A 19885-nucleotide genomic window follows, 5' to 3' on the forward strand; every position below is an offset into this window, starting at 1 on the left:
ATGTCGGCTCATCGCAGCCTGGGGCTGTAGTAGGTCCCAAGGGTTGGGCTGTTCGCCCATTAAAGCGGTACGTGAGCTGGGTTCAGAACGTCGTGAGACAGTTCGGTCCATATCCGGTGTAGGCGTAAGAGCATTGAGAGGAGCCTTCCTTAGTACGAGAGGACCGGGAAGGACGCACCGCTGGTGTACCTGTTATCGTGCCAACGGTAAACGCAGGGTAGCCAAGTGCGGAGCGGATAACCGCTGAAAGCATCTAAGTGGGAAGCCCACCTCAAGATGATTGCTCTCACAGGGTTAACCTGGTAAGGTCACGGGAAGACCACCCGTTAATAGGCACTCGGTGGAAGTCCAGCAATGGATGAAGCCAAGGTGTACTAACAGACCGAGGGCTTGACCTTTGATGATTGACTTCTTTTCTGCAGTCTTGAGGGTAGACCTTTAACCATTCTTGTCTGGTGTCTCTAGCGTGGTGGTCCCACTCCGACCCCATCCCGAACTCGGTAGTGAAACACCTCAGCGGCAACGATACTTGTGGGGTAGCCCACTGGAACAATAGCTCGATGCCAGACTTAATTTTCCTAGCCAAGGCATTCTTGAGGATATCAAGAATGCCTTGCTTGTTATTATAGTTCACTTCAGATAAGCCTTCTTGTTTTAAACTGGGGAGTTACTTTTAATTATTAGCTTTAATAAATTTCTCGAAAATAGGCAAAATATTGGCTGGAATTTCATGACCCATAGCCAACTCGTAATACTCAATCTTAGCATCAATTGCTGTTAATTTATCCCTAGCTTTTTTTGCCATTTCTAAAGGCACAACCATATCATTTTTACCATGAATAATCAAAATAGGTGGCAAAATAGAGGCTAACTTTTGCGGTTGAAACTGTAAGTAACCACTCAAACTACAAATACCTGCTAATGGGAAATTAATCCCTACATCAAGGGACATTGCTCCACCTTGAGAAAACCCGCTTAAAATTGTACGAGATAAAGGAATACCTGTATTTTCTTCAAGGGAAAGTAACCAATCTTTTAACATTTGACGACTCTCATCTATCCCTTCATACTTTCCTGTGTCTAACGCATACCAAGCAAGTCCCCCAGGTACTTCTGGATGAGGAAAAGGGGCATTGGGAAACAATAATTGATAGTCAGGAAGGTTTAACATGGAAGATAATGGGGCCAAATCTTCGGCATTTGCCCCCCAACCATGTAACATGACTAAAATATTTTTAGGCTCGCTATTTTGCGGTTTAATAGAAATGGCTTCTAACGACATACAATTTTCTCAATAATTAATTCTCAATTCCTTTCAGTTCCCAGTTTCCCCCATCAAAAATTTCTAATAATTGTTGATGGTATTGGCTTAAAGTTGGGCGATGTCCTACACTAATATAAGTGGTTCCCATGTGGGATAATTCTTGATACAATCTCTCTTCATTTTTCACATCTAAAGCACTGGTTGCTTCATCTAGAATAGCATAACGGGGTTTAGTGATTAAAATGCGAGCAAAAGCTACTCTCTGTTGTTCGCCTAATGATAAGACATTTTCCCAGTTTTCTTCTGCATCAAAACCCTTAAATCTTTCTGATAAATGGGACAAATTAACAATTTCTAAAACTTTTTCTAAATAATCATCTGTGACATGATTTTCTGTATTAGGATACAATAATTGTTCTCTTAATGTTCCTAAAATCATGTAAGGTTTTTGCGGTAGAAATAAGATATCTTTAGATTCGGGACGCTTGATTATTCCATCCCCTGAATTCCATAATCCTGCGATCGCTCTTAACAAAGAACTTTTTCCGGTTCCACTGGCTCCCATAATCAATAAATTGTTATGATTACGGACATTTAAGGAAACATCATTAATTAATATTCTATCAGAATTGGGGGGCTGTAAAGTAACATTTTCTAAAGCAACATCAGCAGAGTCTTGAGTATGAATAAAGCTGGTTTGTATCTTCTCTTTCTTGAATGATAAGGGATTTAATGATTCATCAAACTCCCCTAAACGATTGATACTAGCAGCAAATTCTGTTATACCTTGAATCTGATTTGTAATTAAAGAAAGTGCGCTTAATACTTGGAAAAATGCGAAACTTGTTTGACCTATCGCCCCAAAATCTACTTCTCCCTGTAAGTATAATGGTGCGATGATAATATAAGGAATTAAACGAGGGAAATATTGGTATCCTAATTGGAATAAATTGATGATTGATTGCCAAATAATTAAGAGATCAAAATTTCTAATTGCTTCAGTTAATCTATCAGTAACCTGTTTTCTTTCTAACGCTTCCCCTCGATAAAAAGCAATTGATTCTGCATTATCTCTTACCCTTACCATCCCATAGCGAAAGTTGGCTTCTAATCTTAATTGATTATAGTTAATACTAACTAAACGACTTCCAACAGTTAAAGCAACTGTTGTGCCAAAAATCGCATAAATTATCAGTCCTCCTGTTACTTCTTTAGAGAGACTATATAAAATAGCTGAGAAGGATAATAGAGTTAAAATTGAGTCAAGAATATCTAGTAAAAAATCAAGAGTAACCTTGGTAAAAGATGTAATATCTTGAGTGATACGTTGATCAGGGTTATCCACTTCTGTATTAATAGCATTGGAATCTAATTCATAATAAGCACGATTATTAAAGTATTTATTTAAGAAGTGTTGTGTTAACCATTCTCGCCACATTAAACCAAGTTTTAGTCTCGTATAACGATAGATAACAATAATGGGAAGAGCCAGCACCAATATCAACCCGTAAATGATCATAAATTGCCAAAAAGTATCAGCATTTTTTTGATTGAGTGCTGTGTCAATGAAGCGGAAAGCATAACTTAAGATTACATTTAATCCGTTGACAACTAACAACAGAAATAATAATAATCCTAACAATGACCATTGTTTCCATTTATTCCCTACATTAGATTTTTGTGAAACAAATATGACTCCACTAATAATAATGACTATAACAGCGACGTAAGGAAGGGGGGATTCCAAAAAACCATTAACCCTCGTTATCAAACCTCCTGCCACATCACCGAAAAACTCAGGAAAAAGACTATTACTTAATAAAGTTAAGCCAATAGTTAACAAGAAAGCTAAACTAACAACAGTAAATACAACAACTATAATTAATCCTAAAAATGTCCATGTATTTTTAGTGATATATTTTACTTTTGTCGTCTCAGTTGTATCCCTTGGCTCTGTGGGGAAAAAATAGGGTTGGGCTGTTTCGATAAAGTGACGAACCAGTTGACGATTAAATTGAAAACGAGTGTCAGGCATTTTTTTATTCTAACTTGGATTAATTTTTGCTCTTTTCTAGGACAATATATTAGTTATGGTTTTTCTATAGTATCACATCTATGGGCTTAATAATATTAAGCCCCCACTGATTCATATTTAGGTAAACTATTATATAATTCCCTAATTTGCTGATGAAAATCTAACTTTCAGGGTGTGTTCTATGATTTTAGATAACCAAGGTTCTTTCTGTTTATATTCGGCGATCGCCCAAACATTTAAACCGATACACAGTGTTGCTAAAGCTAGTAAAATGAAGGTAGGTGCTTGAATCACTCCCACTATCCACCAACTGGCAACATGAAGGGATAAAGTAATAGCAAATAGGGTAGCTATGGTGACTGAAGTTAATAGCTTAATAAGGGATGGTTTAATAACTATAAAAATCAAACTTAATAGGGTTGCTAATAAATTAGCAGGAACTAAAAAAGCACAAATACTAAGACAGTTATTTCGAGAAAACTCAGTGATGGAGATAATATCAAACATTAATTCTACCTGATGGATAATTAAGCAAAGAATTTTTATATGATAGGTATCATACCACATTTCGGCTGGTTATCCTATTAATAATAACTTAAAATATCTCTAGCTTATGTTTACCCCTAACATTTTCAATGATTACGATAACTTTTTTTCAATGCTTAACAAATAAATCAGTTTAGTTACGTAAAAAAGCAGTATCTACTTCAGGAATAGAAGGATTAATATTAATCCCTGAACCTAACTCAAATTTCCATAGAGCATTAAAATTAAGACTAAGACCCAGTGCTTAGGGAGGGTGTTTAAGATAAATTGTAGCTATTTACACGATCATAGGAGATTATAGGGAAAGGAACTGTTAGTTATGATTCATTTGTTAAAAATATGAACAATTTTCAAAATTCTATATACACTAGGGAGAGGATAAATAACGAGTATCAGAATAATACCTATCATTTTGCTATGATTTATACAACACAACAATTGATTAAGATTCTCGATCAAGAATTAAAGGCTACTTGGAGAGGAGAGAGGGTAGTGTTATCTTCTCATGAGCGCATTAATAATCCCGTAATTGCCAAAGCCTTAAATACTGATAAAATGAACCAAGTCTTTGCCTATCAAGATTTTCGCCGTCAAATTCATAAATATCAGATACAACATCGGGTGTCCGGACTGATATGGCGTACTTGTACCTATCAGGGACAATCTATCAGCTATCCTGAATTACATAACCAACTGATTGCTGTACCAGGGGACAAAGAAAAGTTAATAAAATATAAAGAATCAGTCCTAAACTTTTGGTGGAAAATGACTCAAGAGATGAAATTTTGGTTATCAGCCCATCGTCGTCGTCCTATTTCTTATGATTCTATTCAAGAGTTTATTGATGATGTGGAATGGGCTGAAATCGATGCAGCTAGAACAGAATTATACTTAGGATTATGTTGGGGAAACCCTCAAGAATATCAATATCAATGGGCTAAACCTGACTCTGGTTGTCATCGTATAATTGCGGCCGTGGATCAACCGAGTTCAATTAAGGTTTAGCTCACCGCCGAGAAGCCCCGCACTGTACCGTAGGTCAGTGTCGGCAGGGTCGGAGGTTAATTGAGGGGTTCGATGCCCCGAAAATTAACAAACAATTATTTGCTAGGGATTGACAATTTATACCTAAATATTGTAAAATAGGTTCATATCAATAAGATACTATTCGTGTTAAATCTTAATTATTGCTACAGAATTTATCCTGATGCCAGTCAAGAAAAGGAATTGCTTGACTGGCTAGAAACCAGTCGAGGTGTCTATAATTACGCCTTGAGAGAAAGAAAGGAATGGATAAATTCTCGTAAGTGTAAGGTTAATGCTTGTAGTCTTCATTCTGAGTATATTATTCCTGCTGACCAGCCATTTCCTGACTACTATAAACAGAAAAAAGCTTTAACTAGAGCAAAAAAAGAATACCCCTCACTTAAGCGAGTTCAGTCTCAAGTATTACAAGATGTTATGGGTCGTTTGGACAAAGCGTTTAACTTTTTCTGGAAAAGAAGTTTTGGTTTTCCTAGGTTTAAGAAATATGGTCAGTTTCGGTCTATTAATTTTCCTCAATTCAGGGAAAACCCTATAAATGGATATCAATTAAGGCTCCAAAAATAGGTTCTGTGGTGATTAATTTACACAGACCGATACCAGATGGATTTGTTGTAAAACAAGTTCAGATAGTTAAAAAAGCTTCTGGTTGGTACGCTGTTATTTGTATTCAATCAGATGTCAATATCCCTGCTCAATCACCTCAAGGGAAATCCCTAGGGATTGATTTGGGACTTGAAAAGTTTATAGCAACATCTCAGGGGGAATTAATTGCCAGACCTAAATTCTTTGTGGAACTTCAAAGTCAGCTTAAATGGCTACAAAGAAGATTATCGAAGAAACAGAAAGGGTCAAAAAACTGGCATAAAGCTCGTGAAAAAGTAGCCAAACTTCATGAACATATTTATAACACTCGCAAAAACTTTCATTATCAAGTAGCTCATCATCTCTGTGACCAAGCTAACATTATTTTTGCGGAGGATTTAAACTTAAAAGCTATGTCAAGAGGAATGCTGCGTAAGCACACCTTAGACGCAGGGTTTGGTAGTTTTCTAGAAATACTAAAGCACGTTGCTTGGAAAAGAGATGTTTATTTTGAGAAAGTTGATGCTAATTTCACCAGTCAAACCTGCCCTAATTGCGGAGTAGCTACTGGCAAGAAAGAATTGTCTCAAAGAGTGCATGAGTGTTCTAATTGTGGATTCAAAACTGATAGAGACGTTGCTGCTGCGATGATTGTAGAGCAACGTGGACTTGCAGCCCTCGGACTGGGGGTAAAGCTGCCTGTGGAGGAAGAGGTTATCGGGGATGTCCCTAAAAAGATGTCTAGAGCCTCCCGTAGAAGCAGGAAAGCCTCATAGTGATATGGGGAAGCCCGCGCTGTACCTACTGGATCAGCGTCGGGGGGATGTCACATGAGAAAGGTTATAATATCTTATGTTATCGGGCTTGTTTATCTGTCCCTATCATCGCTGTCACGACGGAACCTATGGCAACTATTCAATGTTCTAACCCTGAATGCCAAACCATCAACCCCCTAGAAAACCGAGTTTGTGAGGAATGTGAAACCCCTTTACTCAAGCGATATTTACGACCTTTAGGGGACCCAATAGAATCATGGGAAGTGGGACAATTACTGGATGAACGGTATTTGTTGGTCAGCCGTCAAGTGGTTTTAGATACACAACCGGGAATCCCTCCGAATTTTAGGGAAGATATACCCGAGAATATCAGAAAATATTTAAGATTATTTCCTTATCGTCTCCATTTACCCCAAATCTATACCTATTACGATCTTGATCAACAAGAAGAATCAGGAACCGACCAATTATTGACAATTGGTTTACTCGAATACGGAACCATTCCCCTGGATGAGTCAGGGAAACCTCGCCATCCTGAATTATTACCCAAACTAACGGAAGCTTGGCCTCAAGCAAAGGAAAATCCTCTACAACAGTTAAAATGGTTATGGCAAATCGTTAAATTGTGGCAACCCCTCGAAGGACAACAGATGGTATCGAGCTTACTCGATCCCTCTTTAGTGCGAGTCAATGCCGGAATGGTTCAATTATTGGACTTTCATCAAGATGAACATAATTTTCACAGAATCAAAGAATTGGCATCAGTCTGGTTATCCCTAGTGGAAGACACCTCCCCTCTCATTGTTGATTATCTGCGATCGCTATGTGATTATCTACAAAGGAACAGAATTCCCTACCCTGAACTTCTTTTAAATTACTTTGAACCAGCTTTAAGGCAATGTGGACAATGGTATGAGAGAAAATACCAAGTTTTCACCTTAACCGATGCCGGACCAACCCGTGATCATAACGAAGATGCTTGTTATCCTACCCCTGGAGAATTGACGGAAACCTCCACCGAGCAACCTAGCTTCACCATTGTTTGTGACGGGGTTGGGGGACAAGATGGGGGGGAAATCGCCTCGAACTTGGCCATCGATACCCTCGCCGCAGAAATTCCTCAGCTTCCTATGTTTAATGAAACCCGTGATAGTCAACAAGGGTTAGAAGACTTAGCAGAAGTCATTAATCTCAGCAATAATCGCATTAGTGAACGAAACGACGCTGAAGATCGCCACGATAGACAACGCATGGGAACAACTTTGGTTCTCAGTTTGGTTCATGATCATCAGGTTTATTTAGCTAATGTAGGAGATTCTCGTATCTACCGTATTACCCCTGATAGTTGTCATCAAGTAACCACTGACGATGATTTAGCTTCCCGCGAAGTCCGTTTAGGGTATTTATTTTATCGAGATGCCATTAAATATCCTAATTCTGGGGCTTTGGTGCAAGCATTAGGCATGAGTAATGCTCGTTCTCTCCATCCCAATATTAACCGCTTCATACTGGATGATGATTGTGTTTTTTTATTATGTTCTGATGGTTTGAGCGATTATGATCGGGTTGAGGAATATTGGAATCTCAAAATTGCCCCAATTTTAACTCAAGAAAAAGACTTATGCCAGATGGGTAAAGAACTAATTAATATCGCTAATAACAAGAATGGTCACGATAATGTCACAATTTCTCTTTTCTACTGTCAAATTAAGTTATCTTCTCTCGAACCCACACCTTTATCTATTGCCTCCATTAAAGCAGATATTGAAAATGCCAAGGAAGAAATTAAGCCTAGCATAGATAGATCCGACGATCTTCCCTCTGATTTACAACCAACAGAACCCTTACCCTCAACTGAAGAAAAACCGCTTAAAAAGCCGAATCCTCTCCTTATTGTCGGCATTTTGGGCATCCTCGTCATTAGTGTTGGAGCTTATGGTCTCTGGAAATTACTACAACCTCCTCCTACTCCGACTATTCCTCCTACTCCCCCTTCTCCTTCCCCTTCCATTACCCCTCCTCCACCACCTTCTCCTGAATCTTCTTTGCCCAAACCAGGGACAATCATTCAACTTACAGTCACTCTTTCTCTCTGGAAAACTCCTGAAGGTGATCAACTTATTGAGGAAGTTCCGGTCGAAACCGTTTTACAGATTTTGTCCCAAGAAGACAGCGAAAAGGACATTAAGATTAAAGTCTGCCAACTACCCACTGAAACAAACCTTAAATCCCCTTCTTTACAGGAATTAGAAGGTAAAGAGGCATGGATACCAACCACGAATTTACAGCCTTCGGTTTATCAAACCTATGAAGGGGAAAAAGTTGGAAGTTGTGAAACCACAATAATGTTAGACTGATAGCAATTCTCTCGAATTAATCTTTTTTGATGATAAATCCTCTGACTGATTAGCTTCAGTAAAATCAGCAGAAAGAAGAGATTTTACTAACTGAACATCAAGCATGGTTGGATAGTTTTGAATAATTTGAGAACAGTTTTTAATAAAGGTTTTTACCCAAGCTTGTAACCATTGTAATTTCGTTGCGCTTAAAACAGTATCTAATTCGCAGTTAAAAATTATTTCTGTAGATTCAGTCATTTCAAAATTATCTAACCATTCAAATACAGGTCGAGAAGACTGCCAATATTTTTGAGTCATAGTTTTTCCTAGATAACGACGACTCACTGTAGTAAGATGATTGAAAATTTCTAGGATTTGTTCAATAGTAATGGTGGGAATATTGTTTTTTTGTTTATTGTTAACCAGGAGGGTTTTTGGGGACTTATTCAAACTAGCTTTTTCATCATCTCCCATGTTCATCAAGACAGTCTCTGGGTTAAATGACGTATCAAATCTAGTTTTTTTATCATAAATAGCACCCCCCAATTCGGCTCCAGTGAACTTTGCTCCGTTTAAATAAGCTCCATTAAATATTGCTTCCTTAAAGTTTGTTTTAGTTAAATAAGCCCCAGTTAAATAAGCCCCAGTTAAATCAGTTTGAGAGCAATTTGCTTTGATTAAATAAACTTTAATGAGAGAAGCACCTTGTAACTTAGCCCCGGTCAAATTTACCCCGGTTAAATCTGCTTCATTGAGATAGGCTTCTCGTAGATCAGCCCCAGTAAAATCAACATCTCTTAAATTTGCGTAACTAAGATCAACCCCACGAAAATCTGTATGACTAAGATTAATTCCTCTTAAGTCTGAACGGCGGAGTTGAAATCCTTGAAAATTTCTTTCGCCCTGCTCATATCTTTGAGTTAGGTCCATCGCATTTTGACTTTGAAACATTATCTCTCCTTAATTTTGACCGGTTAGGTCTAGTTTATCTTACTTACAATTGAATCTAAAAAATATTATTAAAAATTATCTAAACTTTTGAGCCAATAGTGATCAGTTGTTGAGCAGTAAAAAAGTCAGTAATTTTGCGGAAAAATTAATCCATTCAATAGTATTAGCAGGTCAAGGATTCAAAATTAGGGAACTGATATTATTATTCAAAACTTTTAAAAACTCGTCAAGTACCAAAATCACTTTACAATGGTGAGACTGATCACTAGATTAGGTCAAAGCCAGTGGAAAAAAGTTTTCAGAGAAATATTCATTCCCATAGATTAAACATTAAAATAGTTGACCAGATAAACTGCTCCGGTGTCTCCCCGTCTCACAGTCTCCCCCCAAACTCCACCCCTATGAGGGGTTAAATTTAAACATTTTCATCGATTTTCAGGAACGGTTAAAGTTAATATAGTAGGGAATTTACAATAAAAGTTGACAAATTGACCTTGATATCTTCAGTTAATTATCTAAAAACAAATAATTTAACCACCCAATTTGACGTTATTGTGGTAGGTTCGGGGGCAGCAGGTTTATATGCGGCTCTGTGTTTACCTACTAAATATCGTGTGGGACTGATCACCAAAGAGACTTTAAAAACAGGGGCCAGTGACTGGGCCCAAGGAGGAATTGCGGCAGCCATTTCTCAAGAAGACTCTCCCAAGTTTCATCAAGAAGATACCCTCAAAGCAGGGGCTGGTTTATGCGATCGCCGTGCGGTGCAGTTTTTGGTGGATCATGCCGGCACCACTATCCAATCTCTGGTGGAGATGGGAGTTGCCTTCGATCGCAAAGGGGGTGAACTAGCCATGACTCTAGAAGCAGCCCATTGCCATCCCCGTGTGCTACACGCTGCTGATACCACAGGAAGAGCTATTGTCAGTACCCTAACGGAAAAAGCCCTAGAACGAGTCAATATAGAGATTATTCCCCAAGCGATCGCCCTCCAATTATGGATCGAACCAGAAAAAAAACGCTGCCAAGGCTTAAGTGTTCTCTATCAAAACCAAATTGAGTGGATTCAAGCAGGAGCGGTTATTTTAGCCACTGGGGGTGGGGGACAGGTTTATGCTCAAACTACCAATCCTTCCGTCAGTACAGGGGATGGGGTGGCACTAGCCTGGCGTGCAGGGGCGATCGTCAGGGACTTGGAGTTTTTCCAATTTCATCCCACAGCCTTAACCAAACCAGAAGCCCCCCATTTTTTGATCAGTGAAGCGGTTAGAGGAGAAGGGGCGCATCTGGTAGATGAGCAGGGGAGGCGTTTTGCTTTTGATTATCATCCCTCTGGAGAGTTAGCCCCAAGAGATGTGGTGAGTCGGGGGATTTTCAACTATCTACAAGGTCAAAAGAATCAAACCAATGTTTATCTTGATCTAGGTTCCATTGAAACGGAGCAGATTCGTTACAGGTTTCCCAATATTATTAGTGTTTGTCAACAATGGGGTATAGATGTGTTTAAAGAGCCTATTCCTGTGGCTCCGGCTGCCCATTATTGGATGGGAGGGGTTAAAGTAGATTTGAACAATGCCACTTCTATTGATGGACTTTATGCCATTGGCGAAACTGCCAGTACAGGGGTTCATGGAGCCAATCGCCTTGCTAGTAATTCTTTGTTAGAGTGTTTAGTGTTTGCGGCTCAACTATCAAAACTTAATGTAACTTCCTCATTCCCTCTAACCAAGAGGACAAAGATGGTAATGGAAAAACAAAAAAAATGGCAGCAAGAAATGCCTCAAATTCTAGAAGTTCGTCAGAGCTTGCCTCAATTAATCTGGCAAAGTGCTGGTATTTCCCGTAGTCAAACCGTACTGGAAGAAGCGATCACACAAGTTAGCCTCTGGCAAAAACAACTGAAGTCTCTCTCCCTCAGTCAAGCTATTTTCAACCTATTACCAGGTCAATCGGTTAAATTGGAGGTAGGGGCGAACCAAAGTGATTTACGGACTTGTTATGAAACAATTAATCTTTTGGATATTGCTTATTTAATGCTCAAAAGTTCCTTATTTCGTACCGAAAGCAGAGGGGGTCATTATCGCCAAGACTATCCTCAATCTTCTCAAGAATGGGAAAAACATACTCTAGTCTGTGAGCATCGGTGGTGGAAGGGTGAGATTGACTAAGAAAAGATTGTGTTGACCGTTTAAGCTATTAATTAAGACAACTATCAATCCCTGCTTTCAAATCTATATGATGATTTACTATCGCTTATCTCTATTAATATTAATTTGTTTATCTTATTTAACTTGCCCTTCCTTAAGTTTGGCTAATTCTAACTTGTTTAGCTTTGATGAAATTAGCAAAAAAGAGAAGAAAATTGCCCAAGGCAATACCAATAATTCTCCAACTATTCCCTCTACTCCTAGTAGAGATTCCGATTATGATCAGGCTATGCAAGCCGGATATAGAGCCACTGAAGAAAAAGATTATCAAACTGCACAAACAGAGTTTAGAAAAGCTCTTCAAGCACGACCTAATGATATTTATGCTCAACAGGCTCTACAAAACATCGAATTTTATATAGCTAGACAGAGTAATCCGTTGGCTAACTTCACCTCTAGTAGTATCATCTTATGAGGAGGATTAGTAATAATTGTTGTAGGAATTGGGGTAGGAATATTGCTCTTTTTACGTCGCAATTCGACCTATTCTCAAGACAAACTAGAAGAAGAATTATTGAAACCTCATAAATCTTATGAATTAGAATCTCAGGCACAAGGTAATAAAGAGTTGGATACAACTTGGACTTTGGACAAAAAAAGTTTGTTAGCGTATATTTTACGCTAAACTAAAATCCCAAAATATCGGCTCTGTATCAGTCAATAAAATTGGCTAACAAATAGGGCTAATATATAGATTCTGAGGAAAACTAAGGAGCTTTTAAGTTTTCAGTTGATTTTTTGCTCCCTTTCTTGATAACATCATGACGAGTTCGTGGGGCTTTTTTGTAACCTTTAATACGTCCGGAAGAAAAACCTCGACGTTTGGGAAATTTGGCGAAAGTCCCCAAGGTCGTAATTATTCTTGAAAAGTCTCTTTGAACTAGACTAGGGGTGATTTTGATGGATTTATTAGTCTTCAAATACTGTTCCCAATCACGGGGTAAAACCACAGCTAATTTTCTGGCAGCCCACAAATTTACATAAGAAAGAAGTGTTAGTTTAAAACAATTTTCTTCATGATGTACATCGGGAGTTAAATAAGATGTCATCAATAATCTTTGTTTACCAAATCGAAAAAGATGTTCCATGTCATAACGTTGTCGATAACACTGATAACAATCAACTAAACTTAACTCATCGCGCCGAGAACCAATAACAATAAGCCACATAGGTTTCCAAATACTATTTCTTTCTTGATCTCTGACAACAATCTGGAGTAAAGTAAAGGGGTGATTGTTCATTTTATAGTTTTTAGTTCCTCTCATTAACATCTGTTTCCATCCCGAAATAGTCACTGTTAATTGCCGACCTTTTTTCGTTGTAAAGGGAACATGATGAACTTCATCAGGTTCAGTCCAAGTTTGATCATCTTTAAGGTCAAATTTATCCCCATACCAACGGGGATGTCCCGAAGTTTTGGCTTGATTTGGGTCCCGAATAAATTGACGATAAAAAACTCGGTCACTTCTAACTCTTGTAATAGTAACTACGTCTTCATGCTTAACTTGTTCCCCAATAAAATCCTTTTGGCTGTAGTCACTATCAGCCACTAAGACAGATAATTTATCAGAAAATAAAGAACTTTGCCAGATTTTTTTTAGTTGTTGATTGCCTTGATTTACTCTTTTATGTTTAGAGGGGACTCGCTCTCCTGATAAGGGGACAGCCCAAGGGACTTTTTCTGTGTCTATTTGGTCAGGTAAAGCGCAGACAACGGAATAACAATGTCCAATATTAATGGGTTTATTTCCCTTAATTGGATTGGGGTAATGAATAAAAGTTTTATCCGCTAACGTTTCGGCAAACCGTCGTGGACAGGGAGTTGTGTCAATACCAAATAAGTTATAATGTTTTGAAGTGGGAGGAATTGTTCTCGATACCGCTGAAAATAAAGTCTCAATTCTCTGTTCATAATTAGGGTCAGTTTGAGTGGGTAAAAACTCTTGAATTCCTCTATATAAACTGTTATAATCTCTTCTAAATAAAGGATTGAGAGACAATTCAACGACTGAGTGAGCTTGTTGGTTACTGGAGAGGGCATCGAGTAATTCTATAATAGTTTCTTTTCTAGCTTTTAGTCCTTGGAAGAGGTTAGACCTCCACACCAGGAATTCCTCGACAGACGTAGCCGTTTCATTTTTGGTCATTTTCAAAATTTATTACCTTATTAATTAGCGGAATATATACGCTAACATCAAAAGAGGTTGTTTGTTACAGTTAAGGCTAATGTCATCACATTCCGAACTTAAGACCAGTCAAGATGTCCACCTGAGAGCCAAACAAATTAAGAGTCTAATTCGCTCTCTTAAACAGAAAATAAAGAAAATTGAACGGGAAGGGGAAGTAGCACCAGCTAATTGTCATATTATTCGTTATCAGGTTAATGGAAAGGGAACAATCTACTGGTATTATAAACTACAGGCTGCTGAATCAATTTTTCCTATGGCCACTAATAATGAGAAAAAAACCAAATATAAATATTTAGGACGAGCCGGAAGTTCTGCTCATATTGATGCTGTAGAAAAACTCACTAGAAGAAATCTCATTGATGAATGAGAACGAGTCATTCAATCTCTAACTGAAAGCTACTTAGATATCTATATTGGAACCGAAACTGAATGAAGCTATTTAATATTTAAAATCCCCTAAAAAGATGGAAAGAGAGGTTTTAAAATCACCTTAATTCTCTATTTTAGCTCTGGAGATATGTTTAGCGTAAAATTTACGCTAACAATTGTTTTTTATCCAAAGTCCAAGTCTTCATAATGATTAGAATTTGTTAATGAAATGGTTACTCGTCGCAACCTAGCACAGGGGGGGGGTAAAGTCAAGTATTTTCTAGAGATTTTATATAAATTAACGTTAAATGAGAGATTAAGGGGAAGTATTCCAGATTAGCACCAAGTAATACTATTGTCATTAACTTAGACAACATAAGTTGAGATTGTAGGGGTCAACGGCCGTTGACCCCTAGGTCAATGTCTAGCCAGACTTTAGGAAATTGATATAAAAAGATAAGATTAATCTTTTATAGTAAAATTAAAAAGATATTATGGCATTTCTCGGACTCATGAGATAGACTTTTTTCAAATATGTCTCACTGATTTATTATTGTTGCTTTTTTAAAAAATACGTATGAAATCTTTTTCTTTAAATTCTCTGTTTCGTACCCTTACTTCTGTTGTCTTGGGAACTATTACATCTTTAACCCTAAGTTTACCAAGTTATGCGGCACAGAAAGTCTATTTTGTTTTTGATTCCATCGGTGTATCTATTCCAGTAAGTGACTTAGAAAACTATGCTGAAACTGGAGAATTAAGTCAACAACTAGATCGATATTTTAGTTTAGCAGGAGCAAGTGAAGAAGATAGAAATGCTTTTCGTGAAGCGTTATCAACTCCGGCACCGATTAAAGATCCCGTGAGATTTTCTCGTCTTCTTAATACCGATGAAGGAGAACGCATTTTAAACTATTTTGGGAAGGTTATTAATATTCAAGGGGGAAGAAATGGTAAATTTTTGATTCGAGGTGCATTAGTTCAAGCTGCCCTTGATGACGAAGGATTAACCTTAATTAACTTTTTAAATAAACTATCTACTAATGTACAAATTGATCTGAAAAAAGCCATCCGTTTAGCAAGACAAGTAGAACTTGTTGTTGATGGGACTTACTTATTTATAGAAAAAGTAACGGAATTAGCAGCCAAAGAAGCAGAAAAAACTAAACAACTAGACTTTTCTCAATTGACTGATCCCCGTCAAAAGGGTAATTTTACAGTAAAAAAAAAACTTGGAATGTCACTGACGAAAAACGTAAACGTAACTTTTATATTGATGTTTATCAACCGCAAACTTTAGCCAATGAATCTGTTCCTGTTATTGTTATTTCTCATGGTTTAAGTTCTCGTCCCGAAGACTTTGGAAAATGGGCTAGACATTTAGCTTCTTATGGTTATGTGGTTGCTTTACCCCAACATCCAGGTAGCGATACAAAACAAACAGAAGACTTTTTAGAAGGATTTTCTCGACAAATTTTTATCCAAAATGAATTTATTGATCGTCCCCTAGATATTAGTTATACTATCGATGAATTAGAAAGACGAAATGATAGCTTATTCTCAGGAAAAATTTACTTAAAAAATGTTGGAATTGCTGGTCATTCTTTCGGTGGTTACACTATGCTTGCTATTGCTGGTGCAACCCCAGATTTTGAAGCCCTAGAACAAGATTGTAACCTAGATATTGGTGATTTGAATACAGCATTATTACTGCAATGTCGTGCTTTAAAACTGGAACAAAAAGAGTATGATTTTAAAGATGACAGGGTTAAAGCTGTGTTTGTTGTTAATCCTGTAAACTCAGGAATTTTTAGCACTAAATCTCTGGCCAAAATTGATATACCTGTGTTTATTGGTGCTGGAAGTTATGATCCTGCAACCCCTTTTATTTTTGAACAAGTTACCTCTTATCCACGTCTAAAAGTTCCTCGTAAATATCTTCAATTACAAGAAGGACAAGCTCATGTTGACTTTTCTCAACTAGATGCAGGAATTACTGATATGTTAGAAACTACTATTGATTTAACTCTTCCTAGTCCTCAATTGTTAGATGGCTATACCCATTCTATGATGCTATCCTTTTTTGAGGTTTATATTAGGAATAACGGACAATATAAATCTTTTTTGACTTCAATTTATGCACAATATTTAAGTCAAGGTCAAAACTTTAAAACCCATTTGATTACAGAAGATTCTTCTGATGAGTTAAATCAATCCATTGATGATTTTTATCAGAGATAATAACATAGTAGTTCCTACAAAGAAATAAGATTGTCTCAGTATTAAGTCTCTATGAAAGATATACTTGAAGGGACTTAATACTTACCAGAGTTTAATGTATGATTTAACAATTTCTATATATAATGAGCCGATGCTTTAGAATAAAGAGAAGTTAAAAGGTTTAAAATTCCTAGAGATATAGTTTTTCCCTCATGGAACTGTCAAAAAAAATGTAATAATTTTCAATGTAGTTAATTTTATTGTTTAAGAATATAATTAATAGTTAGTATTTGTAAGGTAATTCCCGAAAACATAAAAGAGATAGCTAAGGCTAACTGAATAATACTTAAAATTAAATTTAAAATTTGTAGTAATATTGGTTGAAGAACAGTTAAAATCTGTCTTGCATCTAGCATAGAAAGTAAATTGAGAATCATAACAACCATAATTAATCCCAAAATTTTATCAACATTATTATCAAGTCTTTGTGCTATGGTCATAGAAATCATCACTAATGCTATACCTTGAGGAGTTAAAATGGTGGGAAATGTAAGTGGAGAAATTAACGCTGTCAAGGGATTTTCTGGTATGGGAAGAGGATTATTTTTTTGATTATCATATTGTTGCAAAAGCATTTTAAGCGAAATTAAAAATAAAACAATTCCTGCTGCTACAATTAAAGAACTTAGACTAATTATGTATTTATTTAAAATATTTTCACTGGCTAAAGCTACTGTTAAAATAGATAAAGTTGATAAAGCAAAACTCCTGGTAGCTAACTTAATTATGACTTGTTTACTAGCATTTTGGGTGAGTCTAGCAAACACTGGAATGATTTTTATAGGTCCAATTGTCATAAATAAAATTATAGTTAATCTAGACCAATAATCCTTGCCATAAATTTTTCTAAGATCCTGAATGAATCGTATTTGATGTTCGATTATATTGTTTAAATCTGTTTCTTCAAGAATTAAATCATTATTTTCGTCTCTCTTTGACACAATCTTACATTCATCAACAGTCCAACAAATATTATTATCAACACTGTCTATTCTGACAAACTCTTGTAAAGGTTGAGCAAAAGAATCAAGTGTGAATATTGTTAAACTGCCCCACAAAATTAATCCATAAATTAAGAAAATAAATACACTAGAAATTAATTGATTGCCTAAATTGCTCCGTCTTTTTTTTTTAGTTTTACAAGTAAACTTTCAGTTCTACATTTAATTAAATCCATTGCTGACTTTCTCATCTATTTTGAATAAAACTAACTATTTCTAATACTTCCATTCTACTATAAATTTAATTGTTTGTTATTTTGTCACATCTAATTTTTAATTACTATATATTTGTAGGGGTCAACGCTGAGAGCAGTCGAAGTGTTGAACTCTACTGTTATTTGTTATCTACTTTTCAACATTTCAATGATCTTTGTATTAGCTTCGGGGAAAGTAAATTGCTCAATTTCTTCTAAACTTACCCAACGTATTTCTTGGCATTCTATAGGTTTGGGTTCCCCTCTTAAATAGCGACAAATATGAACATATAAAGTTACTTTAAAATCGCTATAAGTATGATCTAAATTAATTAAATTTTCCCCTACTTCAATCTCAATATCAATCTCTTCTTTAATCTCTCGTTTAATACATTCTTCTACTGTTTCACCTGGTTCTATTTTTCCTCCAGGGAACTCCCATAAACCTCCTAATAAACCCTTATCAGGACGGCGATCGATTAAAATTAAACCAGCATCATTATAGATGACAGCGACACCAATTTTTTTATGGGAAAGGGGTTTAGTAGTTTCAGTCATGAGATGAACATAAACAGTCTCTAAATGATGAAATGAGACACTTAACTAACAATTTTGCTTATAAAAATAACTCTTGTAATTTAGCCTATAAAACCCCTTGTAGCTTGGCTGTAGCTAAACTTTTTAGGGAGGGAAAGGTGTCTAACAACCTTTGATAATAATCTAAAAACTGGCAACATTATGTGCTTAGCCACCAGTTTGTTTCCATTTCTCAAAAGTATATTGCTTTACTTATCTTCTTGGGTTGTACTATTAATTGCTTGTAGGGATTTTTCAAAGTTGAGTCTTTGTTCAGCATTGCGTAGGAAGTAACCACTCATCATAGCTGAGGCTAATAATTTTCCCAAATGATCTCGACTGGTACTGACAGTTACACCAAAATGTTCAGAGGGAAGATTACCCAGTAAGCCAATGATATTCCGTTCCATGACTTGGAAAACCTCTTTAGAGTCGGGTTTGGAAAGCTGGGAAATAGTTTCGGGACTGAGGGACTGAACATATTTCCACAAACTTTCACTCATTTCATTCTCACTGTTAAAAAAGTCTTCGGAACGGTTTAATTCGTTATTCACTATGTGGCCTCCTATGGATTTTACCTGTTTATACCGCTTTTAAGGGAATTAATACTATCTAGCTGATGCTGTTTCAACTCCAGTGTAACAAGTATCTTAACAAAATAAAAACCATGATGGTGGGCAATGATAGTAAACATCTTGATTAAGCTATCAATCATCCCTATTTGCCCACCCTACACACTAAAACTTTTCTACAACCGAGTAATTAACATTCCTGTTAAGGTTGCAAAAGAACTTTGAGCAAGATCACTAACTAGATCAGGTGTTCTTTTACCCTGGAGACTCAAGACGATTGATCCAAATAGGGTTTGCTGAATAAAAGCAAAACCCTATTCTTTAAAAGGTTACACCCATATTCGCGATCGCAAAAAAGATCAGCTTTGTCGGCTACAAACCGCTATAATTGGTAGAAACACCTCCCAGTTGTTGGTCAAGAACAAATGTATCGAAAAGAGGAGCAACCTTTACCGCCCCCAGAAAAATTTGAATTACCTTTCGAGGGCAAATTGTCCCCCAATAATCGTTGGGTAATCATGGCAGAGTTGATACCTTGGGATGATTTTGAGGAAGAATATGCTAAACTTTTTTCAGCAGAAAAAGGTGCGCCAGCCAAACTATTTAGAATGGCATTAGGGACATTAATTATTAAGGAAAAATTAGGAACAAGTGATAGAGAAACTATAGAACAGATTAGAGAAAATCCCTATCTACAATACTTTATAGGTTTAAATTGTTATCAACAAGAGCCACCACTGGAATCTTCAATGCTAGTTCATTTTAGGAAAAGAATTGATGGAGAATTGATAAACAAAATCAATAAAAAAATAGTAAAAAGAGAAATAGACAAGAGTGATAAAGAAGTAAAAAAAAAGGATTGTCTCCAAGAAAAAGGAGAAAAAATAAAAAATAAAGGTAAACTAATTTTAGGGGATCCTCTAGATCGTCAGCAGCGAGCAGCTGCACTGCCGTAAC

At 36.6% G+C, this 19885-nt stretch carries 15 protein-coding genes, 2 rRNA genes and 3 pseudogenes; 12 read left to right on the forward strand and 8 right to left on the reverse strand.

Features of this window, described 5'->3' with window-relative positions; genetic code table 11:
- Together CWATDRAFT_RS19820 and rrf are read left to right on the forward strand one after the other, a co-directional pair.
- Nucleotides 1-398: ribosomal RNA gene (locus CWATDRAFT_RS19820) — 23S ribosomal RNA — on the forward strand; the annotation flags it as partial.
- Nucleotides 399-451: 53 nt separating this feature from the next.
- Nucleotides 452-569 (forward strand): 5S ribosomal RNA (gene rrf, locus CWATDRAFT_RS19825).
- 104 nt (nt 570-673) lie between these two features.
- Here rrf and CWATDRAFT_RS19830 read toward each other — a convergent pair.
- The 3 genes from CWATDRAFT_RS19830 to CWATDRAFT_RS19840 all read right to left on the reverse strand — a co-directional run bounded on the left by CWATDRAFT_RS19830 (nt 674) and on the right by CWATDRAFT_RS19840 (nt 3806).
- Nucleotides 674-1282 (reverse strand): alpha/beta hydrolase, encoded by a 609-nt coding sequence (locus tag CWATDRAFT_RS19830; RefSeq protein ID WP_007306726.1) that lies wholly within the window; start codon nt 1280-1282, stop codon nt 674-676.
- Between the two features lie 16 nt (nt 1283-1298).
- Nucleotides 1299-3299: an ABC transporter ATP-binding protein/permease gene (locus CWATDRAFT_RS19835; RefSeq protein ID WP_007306725.1), complete on the reverse strand. Its 2001-nt coding sequence runs from the start codon at nt 3297-3299 to the stop codon at nt 1299-1301.
- A gap of 141 nt (nt 3300-3440) precedes the next feature.
- Nucleotides 3441-3806, reverse strand: a complete 366-nt coding sequence (locus tag CWATDRAFT_RS19840; protein WP_021829451.1) for a hypothetical protein — start codon at nt 3804-3806, stop codon at nt 3441-3443.
- A 456-nt stretch (nt 3807-4262) separates the two neighbouring features.
- On the opposite strand from CWATDRAFT_RS19840, the gene CWATDRAFT_RS19845 reads away from it, so the two are divergent.
- From CWATDRAFT_RS19845 to CWATDRAFT_RS19855, 3 genes and pseudogenes are all read left to right on the forward strand, one after another.
- A complete protein-coding gene (locus CWATDRAFT_RS19845; protein WP_021829452.1) occupies nt 4263-4850 on the forward strand; it encodes a hypothetical protein in 588 nt (195 codons plus the stop codon).
- Nucleotides 4851-5015: 165 nt separating this feature from the next.
- A pseudogene (locus CWATDRAFT_RS41895) lies at nt 5016-6250 on the forward strand (RNA-guided endonuclease InsQ/TnpB family protein).
- 47 nt (nt 6251-6297) lie between these two features.
- Nucleotides 6298-8607 (forward strand): PP2C family protein-serine/threonine phosphatase, encoded by a 2310-nt coding sequence (locus tag CWATDRAFT_RS19855; protein ID WP_081450991.1) that lies wholly within the window; start codon nt 6298-6300, stop codon nt 8605-8607.
- Here CWATDRAFT_RS19855 and CWATDRAFT_RS19860 read toward each other — a convergent pair.
- Nucleotides 8599-9540 (reverse strand): pentapeptide repeat-containing protein, encoded by a 942-nt coding sequence (locus CWATDRAFT_RS19860; RefSeq protein ID WP_007306723.1) that lies wholly within the window; start codon nt 9538-9540, stop codon nt 8599-8601. The two genes, CWATDRAFT_RS19855 and CWATDRAFT_RS19860, sit on opposite strands and share 9 nt — an antisense overlap.
- 488 nt (nt 9541-10028) lie before the next feature.
- Between CWATDRAFT_RS19860 and nadB the strand changes: the two genes are divergently transcribed.
- The 3 genes from nadB to CWATDRAFT_RS37440 all read left to right on the forward strand — a co-directional run bounded on the left by nadB (nt 10029) and on the right by CWATDRAFT_RS37440 (nt 12372).
- A complete protein-coding gene (gene nadB / locus CWATDRAFT_RS19865) occupies nt 10029-11708 on the forward strand; it encodes an L-aspartate oxidase (protein ID WP_007306714.1) in 1680 nt (559 codons plus the stop codon).
- 139 nt (nt 11709-11847) lie between these two features.
- Entirely contained in the window at nt 11848-12162 is a 315-nt protein-coding gene (locus CWATDRAFT_RS19870; protein WP_198139005.1) for a hypothetical protein, read from the forward strand.
- A 42-nt stretch (nt 12163-12204) separates the two neighbouring features.
- Nucleotides 12205-12372, forward strand: coding sequence for a hypothetical protein (locus tag CWATDRAFT_RS37440; protein ID WP_157134128.1), 168 nt, complete (start codon nt 12205-12207; stop codon nt 12370-12372).
- 82 nt (nt 12373-12454) lie between these two features.
- On the opposite strand, the gene CWATDRAFT_RS19875 is transcribed toward CWATDRAFT_RS37440, so the two are convergent.
- The gene (locus CWATDRAFT_RS19875; protein WP_007306722.1) at nt 12455-13894 is read right to left on the reverse strand and encodes an NF041680 family putative transposase; all 1440 of its coding nucleotides are present in this window, start codon (nt 13892-13894) and stop codon (nt 12455-12457) included.
- 79 nt (nt 13895-13973) lie between these two features.
- Here CWATDRAFT_RS19875 and CWATDRAFT_RS19880 point away from each other — a divergent pair.
- The 3 genes and pseudogenes from CWATDRAFT_RS19880 to CWATDRAFT_RS40140 all read left to right on the forward strand — a co-directional run bounded on the left by CWATDRAFT_RS19880 (nt 13974) and on the right by CWATDRAFT_RS40140 (nt 16546).
- A pseudogene (locus CWATDRAFT_RS19880) lies at nt 13974-14369 on the forward strand (hypothetical protein).
- Between the two features lie 513 nt (nt 14370-14882).
- Entirely contained in the window at nt 14883-15605 is a 723-nt protein-coding gene (locus tag CWATDRAFT_RS40130; protein ID WP_007306716.1) for an alpha/beta hydrolase, read from the forward strand.
- A gap of 98 nt (nt 15606-15703) precedes the next feature.
- Nucleotides 15704-16546, forward strand: coding sequence for an alpha/beta hydrolase family protein (locus CWATDRAFT_RS40140; protein WP_007306717.1), 843 nt, complete (start codon nt 15704-15706; stop codon nt 16544-16546).
- Nucleotides 16547-16782: 236 nt separating this feature from the next.
- Here CWATDRAFT_RS40140 and CWATDRAFT_RS19890 read toward each other — a convergent pair whose 3' ends face one another.
- From CWATDRAFT_RS19890 to CWATDRAFT_RS19900, 3 genes are all read right to left on the reverse strand, one after another.
- A complete protein-coding gene (locus CWATDRAFT_RS19890; RefSeq protein ID WP_007306721.1) occupies nt 16783-17643 on the reverse strand; it encodes a MarC family protein in 861 nt (286 codons plus the stop codon).
- 284 nt (nt 17644-17927) lie between these two features.
- Nucleotides 17928-18338 carry an 8-oxo-dGTP diphosphatase MutT gene (mutT, locus tag CWATDRAFT_RS19895; protein ID WP_007306720.1) on the reverse strand — a complete coding sequence of 137 codons (411 nt, stop codon included), beginning with the start codon at nt 18336-18338 and terminating at the stop codon, nt 17928-17930.
- Between the two features lie 227 nt (nt 18339-18565).
- Nucleotides 18566-18859: a DUF760 domain-containing protein gene (locus tag CWATDRAFT_RS19900; RefSeq protein ID WP_007306719.1), complete on the reverse strand. Its 294-nt coding sequence runs from the start codon at nt 18857-18859 to the stop codon at nt 18566-18568.
- Nucleotides 18860-19353: 494 nt separating this feature from the next.
- On the opposite strand from CWATDRAFT_RS19900, the pseudogene CWATDRAFT_RS19905 reads away from it, so the two are divergent.
- Nucleotides 19354-19839: pseudogene (locus CWATDRAFT_RS19905) on the forward strand (transposase); the annotation flags it as partial.
- Nucleotides 19840-19885: the final 46 nt, after the last annotated feature.

Source organism: Crocosphaera watsonii WH 8501 (genome assembly GCF_000167195.1).
In the GTDB taxonomy this organism is placed as follows: Bacteria; Cyanobacteriota; Cyanobacteriia; order Cyanobacteriales; family Microcystaceae; genus Crocosphaera; species Crocosphaera watsonii.

Coding starts and splice junctions, on each gene's coding strand:
- mutT (WP_007306720.1), bottom strand. CDS start 18,338: ATGACTGAAACTACTAAACCCCTTTCCCATAAAAAAATTGGTGTCGCT.
- CWATDRAFT_RS19840 (WP_021829451.1), bottom strand. CDS start 3,806: ATGTTTGATATTATCTCCATCACTGAGTTTTCTCGAAATAACTGTCTT.
- CWATDRAFT_RS19835 (WP_007306725.1), bottom strand. CDS start 3,299: ATGCCTGACACTCGTTTTCAATTTAATCGTCAACTGGTTCGTCACTTT.
- CWATDRAFT_RS19875 (WP_007306722.1), bottom strand. CDS start 13,894: ATGACCAAAAATGAAACGGCTACGTCTGTCGAGGAATTCCTGGTGTGG.
- CWATDRAFT_RS40130 (WP_007306716.1), top strand. CDS start 14,883: ATGAAATCTTTTTCTTTAAATTCTCTGTTTCGTACCCTTACTTCTGTT.
- CWATDRAFT_RS19900 (WP_007306719.1), bottom strand. CDS start 18,859: ATGAGTGAAAGTTTGTGGAAATATGTTCAGTCCCTCAGTCCCGAAACT.
- CWATDRAFT_RS19830 (WP_007306726.1), bottom strand. CDS start 1,282: ATGTCGTTAGAAGCCATTTCTATTAAACCGCAAAATAGCGAGCCTAAA.
- CWATDRAFT_RS19855 (WP_081450991.1), top strand. CDS start 6,298: ATGTCACATGAGAAAGGTTATAATATCTTATGTTATCGGGCTTGTTTA.
- CWATDRAFT_RS19860 (WP_007306723.1), bottom strand. CDS start 9,540: ATGTTTCAAAGTCAAAATGCGATGGACCTAACTCAAAGATATGAGCAG.
- CWATDRAFT_RS19845 (WP_021829452.1), top strand. CDS start 4,263: ATGATTTATACAACACAACAATTGATTAAGATTCTCGATCAAGAATTA.